This is a genomic window from Streptomyces sp. NPDC037290, from assembly GCF_055603245.1.
Window position 1 is genome coordinate 694,261 of sequence record NZ_JBVJVZ010000004.1, and the last position, 15,863, is coordinate 710,123.

Here is a 15,863-nt window from a genome sequence, read left to right on the forward strand (position 1 = left end):
GGGGGCTTGACGTGAGCGGACAACCCAACACCCGCCTTGCGGACCTGTTCGGCCTGGCCGGCTGGTCCAAGGGTGAACTCGCGAGGCTGGTCAACAAGCAGGCGGCGGCCATGGGCCACCCCCAGTTGTCGACCGACACCTCCCGGGTGCGGCGGTGGATCGACATGGGAGAGATCCCGCGTGATCCCGTACCGCGGGTGCTGGCGGCCCTGTTCACCGAGCGTCTCGGCCGTGTCGTGACCATCGAGGACCTCGGTCTGGTACGGCACGGGCGAACAGGGAAACGGCAGGGCGACGGGATCGAGGAACATCCCGACGGCGTGCCGTGGGCGCCCGAACGTACCGCCGCGGTCCTCACCGAATTCACGGGAATGGACCTCATGCTCAACCGACGCGGCTTGGTGGGCGCGGGTGCCGCGCTCGCCGCGGGATCCGCACTCAGCAGCGCCATGTACGACTGGCTGCACACCGACCCGGCCCTGAAGGCCGACGCCCCCGTCCTCGACGACCCCCTGCACGCCGACCCCGCTGGGTTCGACCGCTATGAGGCCGCCCCCATCGGGTCGCAGGAGGTCGAGGAACTGGAGCGCTCGGTCGAGGTGTTCCGTGCCTGGGACGCGGCCCGTGGCGGCGGGCTTCAGCGCAAGGCGGTCGTGGGCCAGCTCAACGAGGTGGGCGGCATGCTCGCCTACCACCACCCACCCCATCTCCAGCGGCGCCTGTGGGGCGTCGCCGCCAACCTGGCCGTCCTCGCGGGCTGGATGTCGCACGACGTCGGCCTGGAGCCCACGGCGCAGAAGTACTTCGTGATCGCCGCCCATGCCGCCCGCGAGGGCGGAGACCGGCCGCGCGCCGGTGAGGCACTGTCCCGGGCGGCCCGGCAGATGGTGCACCTCGGGCGGCCCGACGACGCACTGGACCTGATGAAGCTCGCCCAGTCCGGCGCCGGCGACCGCCTGCAGCCGCGCACGAAGGCGATGTTCCACACCATCGAGGCCTGGGCGCAGGCATCGATGGGCAAGAGCCAGGCGATGCGCCGCACCCTCGGCCAGGCGGAGGACCTCTTCGTCTCCGACCGGCAGGACGCGCAGACACCGGACTGGATGCAGACCTTCAAGGACGAGGACCTGTACGGCATGCAGGCCCTCGCCTACCGCACGCTGGCCGAGTTCGACCCGAGCGCGGCGGCGCACGCCCAGTACTACGCGGAGAAGGCCCTGGCCCTGCGCATCGACGGGCGGGAGCGGTCGAAGATCTTCGACCATCTGTCCATGGCGTCGGCCTGCTTCATCGCCGACGACCCCGAACAGGCGGACCGCTACGCGCGGCTGGCCCTGATGTCGATGGGCTCGAACTCCTCCCGTCGCACCTGGGACCGGCTGCGCCAGATGTACCGGCTGACCGCGGAGTACGCCGGCTATCCGAGGATCCACGAACTGCGGGAGGAGATCCGGCTCGCCCTGCCCAAGCCGAGGGCCAAGGGCGCGGGCAGCGCACAGGCGTGAGCGCACAGGCACAGGGCCTGCGCGGCACATCACCCCACCCACACCCGGTTCAGCTCATGCGGTGACCCTGGCGACGAGCACGCAGGCGTCGTCCTCGCGTCCGGCACCGCCGAACTCCTCGACCACCACTCGTACGCAGTCCTGCGCGGTGCGCGCCGCCCCGAACCGCGGGGCGAGGCCGAGCAGGCGGTCCACGGCGTCGGCCGCGCTGTGCCCCGGCACCACCCCGTCGGTGTGCAGCAGGAGGAGGTCACCCGGTTCCAGGGTCACCTCGGCCTGCCCGTAGACGGCGCCCGAGGTGGCACCGAGCAGGACGCCGTCCGGTGCGTTCAGCACGCGCCCCGTCCCGTCGCGGTACAGCAGCGGGGCGGGGTGTCCTGCCTGCGCCCACTCCAGGGTGCGGGTTGCGGGCCGGTAGCGGCAGCAGACGGTGCTGCCGAGGGCGGGCTGCACGGTGGCGTCCAGCAACTGGTTGAGCATGCGAAGCAGTTCGCCGGGCCGGGTGCCGGCCAGGGCCATGCCGCGTACGGCACCGAGCAGCGTCGCCATACCCGAGGCGACGGCCACCCCGTGCCCGGTGAGGTCGCCGACGCTGAGCAGGGTCTCGCCGTCGGACAGTTCCAGCGCGTCGTACCAGTCACCGCCGAGCGGTGTGGTCGTCGCCGCGGGCAGGTGCCGGGCGGCGAGGTCGAGCGTGGGCGGCCCCTGGTGCGGGAGCCGCAGGGAGCCGCGCCATGGCGGTAGCACGGCTTCCTGCAGCTCAGCCGCGATCCGGTGCTCGGTCTGCTCCCGCCGGCGCTGACGCTGCAGCGAGTCACGGGTCTCGCGCACCGTCCGCCGGCAGCGGCGCAGTTCGCTGACGTCCCGCAGCACGGCCCACATCGAGGCGGTACCGCCGTCGGCGCCGAGCACCGGTTCGCCCATCATGTGCACCGCCCGCACGGAGGCGTCGGGCCGTACGACGCGGAACTCACCGTCGATCGGTTTGCCGTCGACCAGGCAGTCCGTCATCATCGCGGTGAGTTTCGGCCGGTCCTCCTCCAGGACCAGCGAGGGCAGTTCGTCCAGCGTGAGGGCGGGGGCGGCCGGGTCGAGACCGAGGATCTGGTACAGCTCCCCGGACCAGGTCGCCTCGTCCGTGATCAGGTCCCACTCCGCGCTGCCGACCCGGCTGAGCAGTGAGCCGGCCGGGACGGGAGCCGGCCCGGGCGGGCCGGCGGGCGACTCGGCGGGCCCGACCGGGGACGCGGTCTCGAGGCCGTCCCGCAGCTGGGCCAAGTGCGTGTCCAGGTCGTCCAGTTGGTGCAGTGCGAGGGCGTACAGGGCGCGCTGCCAGCGCTCCTCCGGGTCCGCACCGTCGCTCTGAGTGTCCCGCCGTACGGCGTCCACGTCGCCCTTGAGCCGTCGCGTCTGGTTGATCAACTCCTCGACCGAGCCGCGTCCGGGTGGCTGGGCGGCTGGATGGCCCGCGGAGACTGGGGACGGCATGACGCACTCCGATGGGGGACGAAACGGCCGGGAGGGACGGGGGGGACCGTTACGACTCTCGCACAGCCCGCGACGCCCCGTAAGGGATTTGGCAACACACGATACGGTGGTGCTTCCGGCATATGCCAGAGTCTTCCCTGACCGCTCCCGGCACACGAATGACGTACGCGCGCTGCGGTCCAAGTCGTACCCCGACTACGGGAGTTGCCCCACGCGGGCAGGTTTCCGTCGACACTCGCTCGCGTGTTCGCTGCACCCGTGTTCGCCCGTGTCGTGATCGTCTTGTACCCGTCGAAGTCTGACCGGATTTGGCGGCATGCGAGGCGCCCCCGAAGACTCCATACAAGCATGGACGCCATCACAGTCGAACAGCCCGCCCAGGCACGGCTCATCACCGCCGAGGACCTGGAGATCCCCGTGTCGGCCACGCTGCGCTACAGCACGGACGACCCCCTGGCCGTCCGGGTGGACTTCCCTCCCGAGGCCGCCCTGGAGGGAGAGGAGGTCACCTGGATCTTCGCGCGCTCCCTGCTCGACCAGGGGCTGCGGGCCCCGTCCGGCCACGGGGACGTACAGATATGGCCGTACGACCGCACCCGGACCGTCGTGGAGTTCCACTCGCCGTACGGCCTCGCTCTGCTGCAGTTCCCCGCCTCGGCGCTGCGCCGCTTCCTGCTGTGTACCTACGCGGTGGTGGGTGCCGGGCAGGAGGACGTGGCCGGTGTGGTGGAGCGGGGGCTGAGTGCCCTGTTCGGCGGGGTGTGACGGAGCCCGGCCCCCTTTGACTTCTGTTCATCTCCGCCTCACCGCACCGGTATGGACCTCGACGTACACCGCGGGCACCCTGGCGCGCGGTGTGCCGCAGGGGCACTCCGGTGACGAGGACGGGGCGAATGACACCGATCAGCCGAAGAGGCTTCGTGGGGCTCGGCGCTTCCGCGGCGGCGGGTGTGGCGCTGGGCGCCGGCACGCGTACGACGGCGGCCGCCGCCACCACGGCGACCGGCACGATCAAGGATGTCCGGCACGTGGTGATCCTCATGCAGGAGAACCGCAGCTTCGACCACTACTTCGGCCGTCTGAAGGGCGTGCGCGGCTTCGACGACCGCAGCGGCATCACCCTCAGCGGCGGCCACCCGGTCTTCAACCAGCCGAACGGGACGGGCCGTCAGTACCCGTGGAAGCTCAGCGCGACGCCGTCCGCCGGCGGCAAGGACGGCGAGACGCTGGCCCAGTGCAACGGTGACCTGCCCCACTCGTGGTCCTCGCAGCACTCCGCCTGGAACAAGGGCCGCATGGACAACTGGGTCGCGGGCGTGGGCAACGTCCGCTCGCTCGGTTACCTGGACCGCTCCGACATCCCCTTCCACTACGCGCTCGCCGACAACTACACCGTCTGCGACGCCTACTTCTGTTCCGCGCTCAGCGCCACCGGCCCCAACCGCACCTACCTGTGGAGCGGCAAGGTCGACTCCACCTCCTACGACGGCGGCGACGAGTCCGGCCTGACCTGGCAGACCTACGCCGAGGCGCTGCAGGCCGCCGGGGTGACCTGGAAGGTCTACCAGAACGCGGCGGACAACTACGGCGACAACGGCTGCGCCTACTTCAAGGCCTTCGCGAACGCCAAGGCGGGCGACCCGCTGTACGACCGCGGCATGTCCTCGGTGCCGAAGGTGACCGGCTCGACCCCCGACGACATCGCCGCCGCCCTGAAGGCCGACGTCGTCGCGGGCACCCTCCCGCAGGTCTCCTGGATCGTGCCCAACCAGGCCTTCTCCGAGCACCCCTACGCCCCGCCCGGCGACGGCGCCCACTTCGTCAACCTCGTCTACCAGGCCCTCGCCGCCGACCAGGACGTGTTCGACTCCACCGTCCTGTTCCTCAACTACGACGAGAACGACGGCTTCTTCGACCACGTGCCCCCGCCGGCGCCGCCCGCCGGAACGGCCGGGGAGTTCCTCAACGGGGTGCCGTACGGCTTCGGCTTCCGTGTCCCGATGATCGTCGTCTCGCCCTGGACGCGCGGCGGCTGGGTCTCCTCGGAGGTCTTCGAGCACACCTCGGTGCTGCGCTTCCTGGAGACCTGGACCTCCGCCATCGGCAAGCCGGCCAAGTGCGCCAACATCAGCGACTGGCGGCGCAGGGTCAGCGGCGACCTCACCGGCGTCTTCGACTTCGCCAACCCGGTCCTCGGCCCGGTCTCCCTGCCCGCCACCAGCGTCATCGGCATCGGCACCTGCGGCCCGCTGCCCAACCCGGTGCCGACGGACAACGCCCAGCCCGCGCAGGAGTCCGGCACCCGTCCGGCCCGCGCGCTGCCCTACCAGCCGAACGGCTTCCTGGACCATCTGGAGTTCGGCGCCGCCGGCAGGATCCTCGCCTGGTTCACCATGGCCAACCAGGGCGGCCCGGCCACCCGCGCGGCCCACTTCTCCCTCCACCCCAACGCCTACCGGGACACCACGCCCTGGCAGTACACGGTCGACGCCGGCGGCACCGCCTCCGACTCCTTCAACATCGGCACCGGCTTCGGCGGCGGCAGTTACGACTTCACCATGACCGGCCCCAACCGATTCCTGCGGCGCTTCCAGGGCGACGCGACCAAGGCCGGCAAGGCGGCGGAGGTGAGCAGCCGGTACGCGGTCGAGCCGGGCACGGGCAAGCTCGCCGTCTACTTCAAGATGACCAACTCGGGCACGTCATCGGTGAAGTTCACCATCACCTCCCACCACTACCGCAGCGACGGCCCCTGGACCTACACCGTCGCCGCGGGTGCCTCGACGGAGGACTTCTTCAACGCCGTCGCGTACCAGAACGGCTGGTACGACTTCACGGTGACCGTCGACTCGGACGCGACCTGGTCGCGCCGGTTCACCGGGCACCTGGAGACGGGCGCCGCCAGCATCAGCGGCTGACCGCGGCGTACAGGTCCGGGCGCGGAGCGAGGCCGACGGCCACCCGCCCGCCGCCGTCCAGCGCCCGGACCCCCGCCTCGGCGACGACGGACGCCGCGTACCCGTCCCAGGCGGTCGGCCCGGTGACCTCGCCGCGCCGGGCGGCGTCGACCCAGACCTGGACCTCGCGGTCGTAGGCGGCGCGGAAGCGGGCCAGGTAGTCCTGCGCCACCTCCTCGCGGGCACCGCCCGCGGTGGTGACGACCATGGTGTGCTCGTCGCCGATGCGTGCGCTGCCCTTCTCGCACACGGCCTCGCAGCGCACCTGGTAGCCGAAGCCGCAGTTGACGAACACCTCGACGTCGACCAGTGCGCCGCCTTCGGTCTCGAACAGCACGAACTGCGGGTCGAGCAGGCCCTCGGGGGCGTCCGCCGACGGGGTGGGACGCAGCACGGTCACCGCCGTGAGCTCCTGCCCGAGCAGCCAGCGCGCCGCGTCGATCTCGTGCGAGACGGAGCTGTTGATCAGCATCGCGCTGGTGAAGTCACCGGGGGAGGAGACGTTGCGGTGGGTGCAGTGCAGCATCAGCGGCCGGCCCAGGCCGCCGCCGTCCAGCAGCGCCTTCAGCCGGCGGTACTCGGCGTCGTAGCGGCGCATGAAGCCGATCTGCGCCAGTCGGCGCCCCAGCCGTGCCTCGGCCTCCACGACCCGCAGCGCGCCTGTGGAGTCCGGCACCATGGGCTTCTCGCACAGCACCGGCAGTCCGCGGGCGAACGCGGCGAGCAGGGCCTCCTCGTGGGCAGGCCCGGGGGAGGCGATCAGCGCGGCGGCGACACCGGGCGCGTCGAGCGCGGCCACCGGGTCCGTGTGCACGGTGACCCCGTCGAGGCCGGCCGTCGCCTCCTTGGCCCGCTCGACGTCGGGATCGGCCACGGCCGCGACCCTGGCTCCGCTGACCGTGTGGTCGAGACGTCGTATGTGGTCGGCCCCCATGTGTCCGGCACCCAGTACCGCCACTCCCAGCAGGTCACCCATGCGTGCGCTCCCTTACGCCGACGATCACGCCGTAGCGTACGCCGCGCAGGGAGCGCCGCCCGGGGGCCCCGCTCCGGGGAAGTACCGCCGCCGGGGCCGGGGTTCAGTACCGGAGCACTCCGGCGATCCCGTTCGCGTCGTCCAGCGTGCCGTCGGGCACGAAGCGGACGTCGGCGCCGGTCTCCAGGCACTGCTCGACGATCTCGTCCACGATGTCCTCGCGGGCGTCCAGGTCGCCGGGCTCCGCCGGCACCAGGTGCTCGCCGAGATCGCGGACCGTGGCCCGGAAGTTCTCCTCCACGGCGAGCAGCCGGACCCGGCCCTCGCGGGCGCTCTGCCACAGTTCGTCGAGACCGGCCGCGTAGGTCCGGTGGCCGCGTGCGGAGACCAGCTCCCGGACCACGCCGGTGGTGTCCTTGCGGGCCTCCGCCTCCAGCACCGGCCGCAGCGCCTGCCACACCGCCTCGGGACCGGCGTGCGCGAGACCGCCGTGCGGGACCTGTACGGCGGCCTTGGCGACACTGCCGACCTCGTCCAGCAGGGACAGGGCCGCCTGATCACCGGTGACGTACAGCGGCCGGGGCTGGTCGCGCAGGACCGTGTTCATGGCGGTGTCCGCCTCGCGCAGGAACTGCCGCGTGCCCTCGTCGCTGAACGTGCTCGGCAGGCCGCCCGTCCGCATCTGGCGCTCGGGATCGAAGTTCTCCTGCCGGCGCTCCAGGGGGAAGCCGCCCGAGCGGTCCTGCACCACGCGGTCCTCGCCGCCGCTCCACAGCGTGACGCGGTCCGCGGAGACCGACAGCGCCCAGAAGGGACGTTCGGCGGCCTGTGCGGCGACCAGGTTGCGGGTGAGGAAGGTGTCCGAGAGCACCACCCGCTCGGGGACGGTGCGGGCCAGGGACCACACCTGGTGCTCACCGGGGGCGGCGAAGATCACCAGGCCGTCCTCGGCATGCGCCAGGTCCACCTCCGCCAGCGCCCGGTCGAGCTGCGCCACGACCTCGTTGCGCCGCTCGCGGGTGACGGCGGGGTCGGACTCCAGGCGCCTGCGCGCCTCGGTGACCACATTGCGCAGCCGGACGGGATCCTGGCCGTTCTCGGGTTCTCGGCGATGTGTCGGGGTCAGCACCGACACCGCCGGGTACGGGCGCGGGCGCCGGAGTTCGGCGAGGGTCGCGGGACTCAGTGCGTGCTCCATGACAGCACGATAGGTCGGATTCACAGGTACGGCATTCGGGGTAATCCGGACCGGAGGCCGCCGGGGATCCACCCGCCGGACCACGGGGACGCGATGCCCTCGGGACGGGTACCGTACCGGCCAGTAACCGCATCGCGGCGCACCCCGGGAGGCCTGACATGCCGCAGCTCGAACTCGACGGAGCGGCCCTGACGTACGACGACGAGGGTCCCCGTGACACGGGGGAGGTGCCCCTGGTGTTCGTCCACGGCTGGACCGCCGACCGGCACCGCTGGGACCACCAGATCGCGCACTTCTCGCCGAGACGCCGGGTGATCCGGCTGGACCTGCGCGGGCACGGCGAGAGCAGCGGGGCGGGCGTACCCACGATCGGGGAACTGGCCCAGGACGTCGTCGCCCTCCTCGATCACCTGGAGGTCGAACGGTTCGTGCTGGTCGGCCACTCGATGGGCGGGATGATCGCGCAGACCATCGCGCTGGCCCACCCCGAGCGGGTGGAGCGGATGGCGCTGGTGGGCTCGATCGGCCGGATGACGTACAGCCGCGGCCGGGGTCTGCTCATGGCCGCCTCCACCCTCGTGCCGTACCGGCTGTTCGTGGCCGCCAACATCCACCGCGCCTTCGCGCCCGGCTATCCGCGCGAGGAGATCCGCGCGCACGTCCGTGCCTCGGCCGCGACCCCGCGCGAGGTCGTGATGACGCTGTACGGCGCCATGCGTGCCTTCGACGTCCTCGACCGGGCCGGCGAGATCCGCACGCCCACGCTGATGGTGCACGGCTACCACGACGTCCAGCTGCCGGTGCGGCAGATGCTCCGGATGGCGAAGGCCTACCCGGACGCGGTCGTGCGCGTGCTCGACGCGGGACATGAGCTGCCGCTGGAGAAACCGGCGGAACTGACCGCCGTGCTGGATCGCTTCGTGTCCGAAAGGCGTGGCGCTTTGTGACCGGAAATGCCTGACGCTTGCTCCCTTGGGGAAGTTTTTGCCCGTGGCCGGTTCCTGATGGCGCCGGCCCGGGGGTGCGGGCTTCGCGGGATTTCGCGCGCGCAAAATACGGCCGAAACCGTGGGGGAGGGGGAGGGGCGGGGAGGCCGTCCGTGTTACCGCCACGTTGACTGCCTTGGGCAACCGGTGGAGGCTGGCCGTATAGGTGCTAGATACAACTGGTTTGCCGGCCGGTCCCTGGTTCACCTGGGAAAGTCGAGGTGAGCGGGGGAGCCGGCGGCGAGCCGGAGGCAGGAGTAGCGCATGTGCGGCATCACCGGATGGGTCTCCTTCGACCGTGATCTCACCGTCGAGGCCACCACATTGCATGCGATGACCGAGACGATGGCCTGCCGCGGCCCGGACGACCGCGGCACCTGGGTCCGGGGCCCGGCCGCCCTCGGGCACCGCCGCCTCGCGATCATCGACCTCCCCGGCGGCCGGCAGCCGATGTCCCTCGACACCGCCGAGGGAACCGTCGCCCTGGTGTACTCCGGGGAGGCGTACAACTTCACCGAGCTGCGCCGGGAACTCGAGGACCGGGGGCACCGGTTCACCACCGACTCCGACACCGAGGTCGTGCTGCACGGCTACCTCGAATGGGGCGACGCGGTCGCCGGACGGCTCAACGGGATGTACGCGTTCGCCGTCTGGGACGGCCGCCACGACAAGCTCGTGATGATCCGCGACCGCATGGGCATCAAGCCGTTCTACTACTACCCCACCCCCGACGGCGTCCTGTTCGGCTCCGAGCCGAAGGCGATCCTCGCCAACCCGCTGGCCCGCCGCCGGGTGACGCTGGACGGGCTGCGGGAACTGTTCGTCCTGGTCAAGACCCCCGGACACGCGATCTGGGACGGCATGCGCGAGGTGGAACCGGGAACGGTCGTCACCGTCGACCGCTCCGGCCTGTCCACCCGTGTCTACTGGCGCCTGGAGACCCGCCCGCACACCGACGACCGCGACACCACCATCGCCACCGTGCGCTCGCTGCTCGACGACATCGTGCGCCGTCAACTCGTCGCCGACGTCCCGCGCTGCACCCTGCTCTCCGGCGGCCTCGACTCCTCCGCGATGACCGCGATCGCCGCCCGGCAACTCGGCGAGCAGGGCGAGAAGGTGCGCAGCTTCGCCGTCGACTTCGTCGGGCAGACCGACAACTTCGTCGCCGACGAACTGCGCGGTACCCCCGACACGCCCTTCGTGCACGACGTGGCGGAACTCGCGCGCACCGACCACCAGGACATCGTGCTCGACGCGCGGTCACTCGCCGACCCCGCCGTACGCGAGCAGGTGATCCGCGCCCGCGACCTGCCGGCCGGCTTCGGCGACATGGACGCCTCGCTGCTGCTGCTCTTCCGCGCCATTCGCGAGAAGTCCACGGTGGCCCTGTCCGGCGAGTCCGCCGACGAGGTCTTCGGCGGCTACCTGCAGTTCTTCGACGAGGAGGCCCGCCGCGCCGCCACCTTCCCCTGGCTGACCAGCATGGGCCGGCTCATGGGCGACGACGCCGAGGTGCTGCGCGCCGACCTCGGCAAGTCCCTGGACCTGGAGGGGTACGTCGCGGACGGCTACCGCACCGCCGTGGCCGCCATCGACCGGCTGGACGGCGAGAGCGACTTCGAGTACCGGATGCGGCAGATGAGCCATCTGCACCTGACCCGGTTCGTCCGCGCCCTGCTCGACCGCAAGGACCGGATGAGCATGGCCGTCGGCCTGGAGGTCCGCGTACCGTTCTGCGACCACCGGCTGGTCGAGTACGTCTACAACGCTCCCTGGGCGCTGAAGTCCTTCGACGGCCGGGAGAAGAGCCTGCTCCGGGAGGCCGCCGCGGACGTCCTGCCGCGCTCGGTGTACGAGCGGGTCAAGAGCCCGTACCCGTCCACGCAGGACCCCCGCTACGCCCGCGCGCTGCAGGAACAGGCCCGGGAGCTGCTGTCCCGCCCCTCCCACCAGGTCTTCGACCTCGTCGGCCGCGACCGGCTCCGCCAGGCCGCCGAACGCGAGGCGCCGATCAGCACCCAGGCCGCCCGGCGAGGCCTGGAACGCACCCTGGACCTCGCGCGGTGGCTGGAGGTGTACACCCCCGAGGTGACGCTCAGCTGAGGCCGATGGCCCGGTCCGCGGCCGCCGCCGTGGGCTGCCACCACGTCGTCACCGGCTCCCACACCAGGACCTGCTTCCCGGTGCCGAGCCGCGCGGCGGTGAAGGAGCGGCCCCCGTGCGCGGCCGAGGCGGCCACGGTCACGCTGTCCGTCCGGCGGGCCTCGGGGTCCGCCGGGTCGCCGATGGTCCGGACGTCGGCGTGGGCGGTCCTGCCCGCCGCGAGCCGGTAGCTGCCGCTTGCGCCCTGCGGCATCGGCAGGGCGGCGCCGTCGAGGTTCCCGAAGGTCACCGTGGGCACGCGGTCGACGACGCACGCGCGCGTGCCCCGGTTGGTGACGCTCATGCGCACCACGGTCGGGTCGCCGGCCGCGGCCTTCGCGTGGACCGTCAGCGACGTCTCGGCACAGCGGACGGGCCGGGCCCCTCCCGCGGCGGCCTGGCTCTGCGGCGCGGTCAGCAGCAGGACCGCCGTGGCGGCCGAGACGGCGGGTACGGCGATGGCGGCACGGATACGCATGGTGGTCTCCCCCTGTCGTGGTCACGTACGGGTTGCGGCGGCCGAAGCACGCCTGCCCAGTGTGACGACCGCGATGCGTGGGAGGTTGTGCCGGATTCGCGCCTGTTACCCGGTTGCGTCACCGCTGTCATCAGCTGGCGGAGTTCGCGGTGCCGCTCCTGTCGTCGCCGTCCGCCGGGCAGGAGCTGCCGCTCGGGGGCAGGGTGCCGTAGAGGAGGAAGTCGTCGACCTTCCGGTGGACGCACTTGGAGGAGCCGTACCCGGTGTGGCCGTCGCCCTTGTTGTCGAGCACCACGGCCGACGGGCCGAGCCGGGCGGCCGTCTCCACGGTCCACCGGTACGGCGTCGCCGGGTCGCCCCGCGTGCCCACGAGCAGCATCTTCGCCGAGTGGACGTCCTTCACCCGGTCGCGGATGAAGTCGGTGCCCCGGGGCCAGCCGTAGCACATGAGCAGCTGGCTGAGCCGGTAGCGGCCGAAGACCGGCGAGGCCTCCTCGTACGCGGACCGCAGGGTGCCGAGGTCCTTGGTGAGCTGGGCCGCGTCGGGCCGGTCGGGGTCGTCCGCGCAGTTGATCGCCATCAGCGCGGACGCCAGGTTGTCCGACGGGACGTTCTGCGGATCGACCAGACCGCCGTTCTTCACGTGCCCGACGCGCCCTGCCCGGGGCGGAGCGGCGCCGCCGTCGGCGAAGTTCAGCACCCCGCGCGTGTCACCGTCCTCCGTCAGTGAGGCCAGGGCGCGCTCCAGGGCGGGCCACAGCTGCCTGCTGTAGAGGGCCTGGCCGATGGCGCCCACCAGGTCCTGTCCCGAGAACGTGCCGCCGAAGTCCATCGGGATCGGGTTCTCGTCCAGCGACCGCACCAACCGGACCACCTGGTCATCGGCTGTCCGCCGGTCCTGGCCGAACGGACAGGCGACGTCCGCCGTACACCAGTCCAGGAAATCGTCCAGCGCGGTCTGCTCGCCCTGTGCGCCGGCCACCCCCTGCTCGGAGAGCGGCTCGGTCAGGGTGTCCACGCCGTCCAGGGCGAGCCGGCCGACCTTGTCCGGGAACTGCGCCGCGTACACCGCGCCGAGCCGCGTTCCATAGGAGAAGCCCAGGTAGTTGAGCTTCTTGTCACCGAGGGCCTGGCGGATGACGTCCAGGTCGCGGGAGGCGTTCACGGTGCCGATGTGCTGCAGCACCGGGCCGGAGTTCCGGGCGCAGTCGCCGGCGGCCTTGCGCAACTTGGTGAGCAGCGCCTGGGGATGGCCGAGGTCGGCATGGCCGTCCACCGCGTCCGAGGCCTCGCCGCTGCCCTCGCCGCAGCTGACCGGGGAGGACCGGCCGACGCCGCGCGGGTCGAAGCTGACCACGTCGTAACCGTTGGTCAGGTCCATGAACTCCTTGCTGTCCGAGGCGAGTTCGGAAATGCCGGCGCCGCCCGGGCCGCCGAAGTTCAGCAGCACCGAGCCCCGCGACGGCCCCGTCGCCCGATAGCGGGCCAGGGCCAGGTCGAGGGTGCCCGCGCGAGGCCGTGCGTAGTCGAGCGGGACGGTGACCTTCGCGCACTGCAGGTCCTTCGGCATGTCCGGGCCCTTGCAGGTCGTCCACGTCACCTTCTGCCGGTAGAACCGGGACAGGTCGGGCTGCGGCTGCGGTCGGTCGGTGCCCGCCCGGGGCAACCCGGCTCCGAGCAGAGCCAGGGCGAGTGCTCCGGCGCCCGCGCAGCGCCGCACGGCGGGCCGTCTGGACAGCTTGGCCAGCATCGATCGCCTCCCGGGACGCCTGTCGCGGACCGGGGGGACGGCGCCCTCGACCCACCATAAGCGGGCCCCGCGGGGCCCGCCTCCGGACGAGCGGAACGACAGCCGCTGCCGTACCCTTCGCGCCCTCCATGCCTGTTGGCGATCATTGAGCGGCTTTACATGCAGTTCGATAACAGTGTCGCTCGACGGGGTGAAAGACCGATAAGCCATAACTCGGATGGTTCGCCTGCGTTCTATGTGGTGCGGGTGAGTACCCGTGACGACGTCTGGAAGGCAGGGAACCTATGAGACGGGCTACCCGAAACGGTGTGATCGCCATTGCCGCCGCCTCCGGGGCGATGGCCCTGGCGCTGCCGGTGTCCGCCGCCTTCGCGGCCGACGGCGCGGGCGCCGACGGCTCCGCGGCCGGCTCACCCGGGCTGATCTCCGGCAACGGCATCCAGCTCCCGGTGCATGTGCCGGTGAACGTGTGCGGCAACACCGTGAACGTGGTGGGGCTGCTCAACCCGGCCGCCGGCAACGCCTGCGCGAACCGCGGTGCCGGCAAGGCCGGCTCGTCCGCCTCCGGCGGGGCGTCCGCCCATGGCGGCGCACAGGACTCGCCCGGCGTGGTGTCGGGCAACGACATCCAGCTCCCCGTCGACCTGCCGGTCAACCTCAGTGGCAACAGCGTCAACGTGATCGGGGTGGGCAACCCGGCCGAGGGCAACCACTCCGTCAACGGCGAGGCGCCCGCCACCCCCCGCCATCCGCGCAGCCCGAAGCCGCCGGCCCCCGCCAAGCACCGCCCCAGCCCACGGGCGAACCCCGTCACACAGGCGGCGGTGCTGGCCCACACCGGAATGGACGTGACGGCCCCCGCCGTCGCCGGCAGCGCCACGCTCCTCCTCGCGGGCACGGCCCTCTACCGCCGTTTCCGCCCCGGTCACCGCATCTGACCCGGCACCCCCGAAAAGGCCCCACCGGACGCCGGCCCGGTGGGGTACCGGGCGGCCACGGGCCGACGTCGCCCAGGGCGCGGTAAGTTGACCGGATGACGGGCGGCGTACACGAGCGATGGCGGGCACTGTCACGCCCGACTCGTTGGGTGCTCGTGGTGTATGTCGGCGGATTCCTGGAGGGAACCTGGTCCCACGTCCTCTACCTGGTGCGGGACGGCATCCACGCCTACTCCGGCTTCGGCCCGCTCCCGTTGCAGGTGTTCTTTCTCGCCCTGGTCGTCCTCGACCCCCTGGTCGTCGTCCTGACCCTGCGAGCGCGGCCCTCGGCCGTCTGGGCGGCGGGCGGCGTGATGACACCGGACGTCCTCGGCAACTGGTACGTCAACTGGTCCTGGGTGAAGGCGAACCCTGATCGACTGCTGCAGCCGGTGGGGCTGTTGCCCATCACCCTGTTCGGACTCTTCGTCGCGGCGACGGTGCTTCCCCTGGGGCGCGCAACGGCTGATCTCCCCGTGGCGCGGCCCCCGTTGATCCGGAAGGATGCGGCACGGCAGTCCGGTCCCGACGGAAATGGAGCGCACCGATGACCTCTGCGGCCCCCCACGACCTCGTCGTCACACAGGCCACCCTCGACGACTGGCCGGTGATCGCCGGATGGGCGGCGGCGGAGGGCTGGAACCCGGGGGTGTCCGACGGTCCCGCGTTCTTCGCGCAGGATCCCGACGGGTTCTTCCTCGGCCGGATCGACGGGGAGCCGGTCTCGGCCATCTCCGTCGTGAACTACGGCGCGGACTACGCCTTCCTGGGCTGCTATCTCGTCCGCCCCGACCTGCGCGGCCACGGCCACGGCCTCACCACCTGGAAGACCGCCCTCGCCCACGCCGGCAACCGCACCGTCGGCCTGGACGGCGTCGTCGCCCAGCAGGACAACTACCGCCAGTCCGGGTTCGAACTCGCCTACCGCACCATCCGGTTCGCCGGCACCGCCCCGCGGAGCGGGACGCCCGCGGGCGTCCGGCCGGCCGGCCCCGCCGACCTCGCCGCGATCACCGCCTACGACAGCGCCTGCACCCCGGCCGACCGCCCGCGCTTCCTCACCGAGTGGCTCACCGGCCCCGGTCACCGGGCCGTCGTCCGCCAGGACGGCGCCCGCATCACCGGCTACGGCGTGCTCCGTCCCGGCCGGGACACCCTGCGCATCGGCCCCCTCTTCGCGGACACCGCCGACGACGCCCGCGCCCTCTTCGCGGCCCTCACGGCCGACATCGCCGGACGCGAGGTCGCCATCGACGTACCCGAGCCGAACGCGGCCGGCGTCGCGCTCGCCGAACAGGCGGGACTCAAGGCCTCGTTCGAGACGGCCCGCATGTACACCGGGCCGGTCCGTGAGCACGCCCGGCACCGCGTGTTCGGCGTCACCACGCTCGAACTGGGCTGAC

At 72.0% G+C, this 15,863-nt stretch carries 13 protein-coding genes; 8 read left to right on the forward strand and 5 right to left on the reverse strand.

Annotation, left to right across the window (positions count from 1 at the left end):
* The first annotated feature begins 11 nt into the window (after positions 1-11).
* The gene (locus tag ACZ7HQ_RS18105) at positions 12-1,505 is read left to right on the forward strand and encodes a DNA-binding protein NsdB (RefSeq protein ID WP_470990532.1); all 1,494 of its coding nucleotides are present in this window, start codon (positions 12-14) and stop codon (positions 1,503-1,505) included.
* 54 nt (positions 1,506-1,559) lie between these two features.
* Here the strand turns inward: ACZ7HQ_RS18105 and ACZ7HQ_RS18110 are convergent, their stop codons facing one another.
* Positions 1,560-2,993: a PP2C family protein-serine/threonine phosphatase gene (locus ACZ7HQ_RS18110; protein WP_470990534.1), complete on the reverse strand. Its 1,434-nt coding sequence runs from the start codon at positions 2,991-2,993 to the stop codon at positions 1,560-1,562.
* 348 nt (positions 2,994-3,341) lie between these two features.
* Between ACZ7HQ_RS18110 and ACZ7HQ_RS18115 the strand changes: the two genes are divergently transcribed.
* The gene (locus tag ACZ7HQ_RS18115; RefSeq protein WP_470990536.1) at positions 3,342-3,758 is read left to right on the forward strand and encodes an SsgA family sporulation/cell division regulator; all 417 of its coding nucleotides are present in this window, start codon (positions 3,342-3,344) and stop codon (positions 3,756-3,758) included.
* 128 nt (positions 3,759-3,886) lie between these two features.
* Entirely contained in the window at positions 3,887-5,911 is a 2,025-nt protein-coding gene (locus tag ACZ7HQ_RS18120; RefSeq protein WP_470990538.1) for a phosphocholine-specific phospholipase C, read from the forward strand.
* Here the strand turns inward: ACZ7HQ_RS18120 and ACZ7HQ_RS18125 are convergent.
* Entirely contained in the window at positions 5,901-6,926 is a 1,026-nt protein-coding gene (locus ACZ7HQ_RS18125; protein ID WP_470990540.1) for a Gfo/Idh/MocA family protein, read from the reverse strand. The genes ACZ7HQ_RS18120 and ACZ7HQ_RS18125 overlap by 11 nt on opposite strands.
* A gap of 103 nt (positions 6,927-7,029) precedes the next feature.
* Entirely contained in the window at positions 7,030-8,124 is a 1,095-nt protein-coding gene (locus ACZ7HQ_RS18130) for a baeRF3 domain-containing protein (RefSeq protein WP_470990542.1), read from the reverse strand.
* 158 nt (positions 8,125-8,282) lie between these two features.
* Here ACZ7HQ_RS18130 and ACZ7HQ_RS18135 point away from each other — a divergent pair, with 158 nt between their 5' ends.
* Positions 8,283-9,071, forward strand: coding sequence for an alpha/beta fold hydrolase (locus ACZ7HQ_RS18135; protein ID WP_470990544.1), 789 nt, complete (start codon positions 8,283-8,285; stop codon positions 9,069-9,071).
* 303 nt (positions 9,072-9,374) lie between these two features.
* Complete coding sequence (asnB, locus tag ACZ7HQ_RS18140) at positions 9,375-11,216, forward strand: asparagine synthase (glutamine-hydrolyzing) (RefSeq protein ID WP_470990546.1); 1,842 nt, start codon at positions 9,375-9,377, stop codon at positions 11,214-11,216.
* Here asnB and ACZ7HQ_RS18145 read toward each other — a convergent pair.
* Both ACZ7HQ_RS18145 and ACZ7HQ_RS18150 read right to left on the reverse strand, forming a co-directional pair.
* Positions 11,209-11,733, reverse strand: a complete 525-nt coding sequence (locus ACZ7HQ_RS18145; protein WP_470990548.1) for a DUF4232 domain-containing protein — start codon at positions 11,731-11,733, stop codon at positions 11,209-11,211. The genes asnB and ACZ7HQ_RS18145 overlap by 8 nt on opposite strands.
* A 130-nt stretch (positions 11,734-11,863) precedes the next feature.
* Positions 11,864-13,483 carry an alpha/beta hydrolase gene (locus ACZ7HQ_RS18150; protein WP_470990550.1) on the reverse strand — a complete coding sequence of 540 codons (1,620 nt, stop codon included), beginning with the start codon at positions 13,481-13,483 and terminating at the stop codon, positions 11,864-11,866.
* Between the two features lie 308 nt (positions 13,484-13,791).
* Here ACZ7HQ_RS18150 and ACZ7HQ_RS18155 point away from each other — a divergent pair, with 308 nt between their 5' ends.
* From ACZ7HQ_RS18155 to ACZ7HQ_RS18165, 3 genes are all read left to right on the forward strand, one after another.
* A complete protein-coding gene (locus tag ACZ7HQ_RS18155) occupies positions 13,792-14,421 on the forward strand; it encodes a chaplin (RefSeq protein WP_470990552.1) in 630 nt (209 codons plus the stop codon).
* Between the two features lie 149 nt (positions 14,422-14,570).
* Positions 14,571-15,011, forward strand: coding sequence for a hypothetical protein (locus ACZ7HQ_RS18160; RefSeq protein ID WP_470990554.1), 441 nt, complete (start codon positions 14,571-14,573; stop codon positions 15,009-15,011).
* A complete protein-coding gene (locus ACZ7HQ_RS18165) occupies positions 15,008-15,862 on the forward strand; it encodes a GNAT family N-acetyltransferase (protein ID WP_470990555.1) in 855 nt (284 codons plus the stop codon). The genes ACZ7HQ_RS18160 and ACZ7HQ_RS18165 overlap by 4 nt, the downstream gene beginning before the upstream one ends.
* Position 15,863 lies beyond the last annotated feature (1 nt).

Coding starts and splice junctions, on each gene's coding strand:
- ACZ7HQ_RS18150 (WP_470990550.1), bottom strand. CDS start 13,483: ATGCTGGCCAAGCTGTCCAGACGGCCCGCCGTGCGGCGCTGCGCGGGC.
- ACZ7HQ_RS18135 (WP_470990544.1), top strand. CDS start 8,283: ATGCCGCAGCTCGAACTCGACGGAGCGGCCCTGACGTACGACGACGAG.
- ACZ7HQ_RS18145 (WP_470990548.1), bottom strand. CDS start 11,733: ATGCGTATCCGTGCCGCCATCGCCGTACCCGCCGTCTCGGCCGCCACG.
- ACZ7HQ_RS18120 (WP_470990538.1), top strand. CDS start 3,887: ATGACACCGATCAGCCGAAGAGGCTTCGTGGGGCTCGGCGCTTCCGCG.
- ACZ7HQ_RS18125 (WP_470990540.1), bottom strand. CDS start 6,926: ATGGGTGACCTGCTGGGAGTGGCGGTACTGGGTGCCGGACACATGGGG.
- ACZ7HQ_RS18165 (WP_470990555.1), top strand. CDS start 15,008: ATGACCTCTGCGGCCCCCCACGACCTCGTCGTCACACAGGCCACCCTC.
- ACZ7HQ_RS18130 (WP_470990542.1), bottom strand. CDS start 8,124: ATGGAGCACGCACTGAGTCCCGCGACCCTCGCCGAACTCCGGCGCCCG.
- ACZ7HQ_RS18110 (WP_470990534.1), bottom strand. CDS start 2,993: ATGCCGTCCCCAGTCTCCGCGGGCCATCCAGCCGCCCAGCCACCCGGA.
- asnB (WP_470990546.1), top strand. CDS start 9,375: ATGTGCGGCATCACCGGATGGGTCTCCTTCGACCGTGATCTCACCGTC.
- ACZ7HQ_RS18115 (WP_470990536.1), top strand. CDS start 3,342: ATGGACGCCATCACAGTCGAACAGCCCGCCCAGGCACGGCTCATCACC.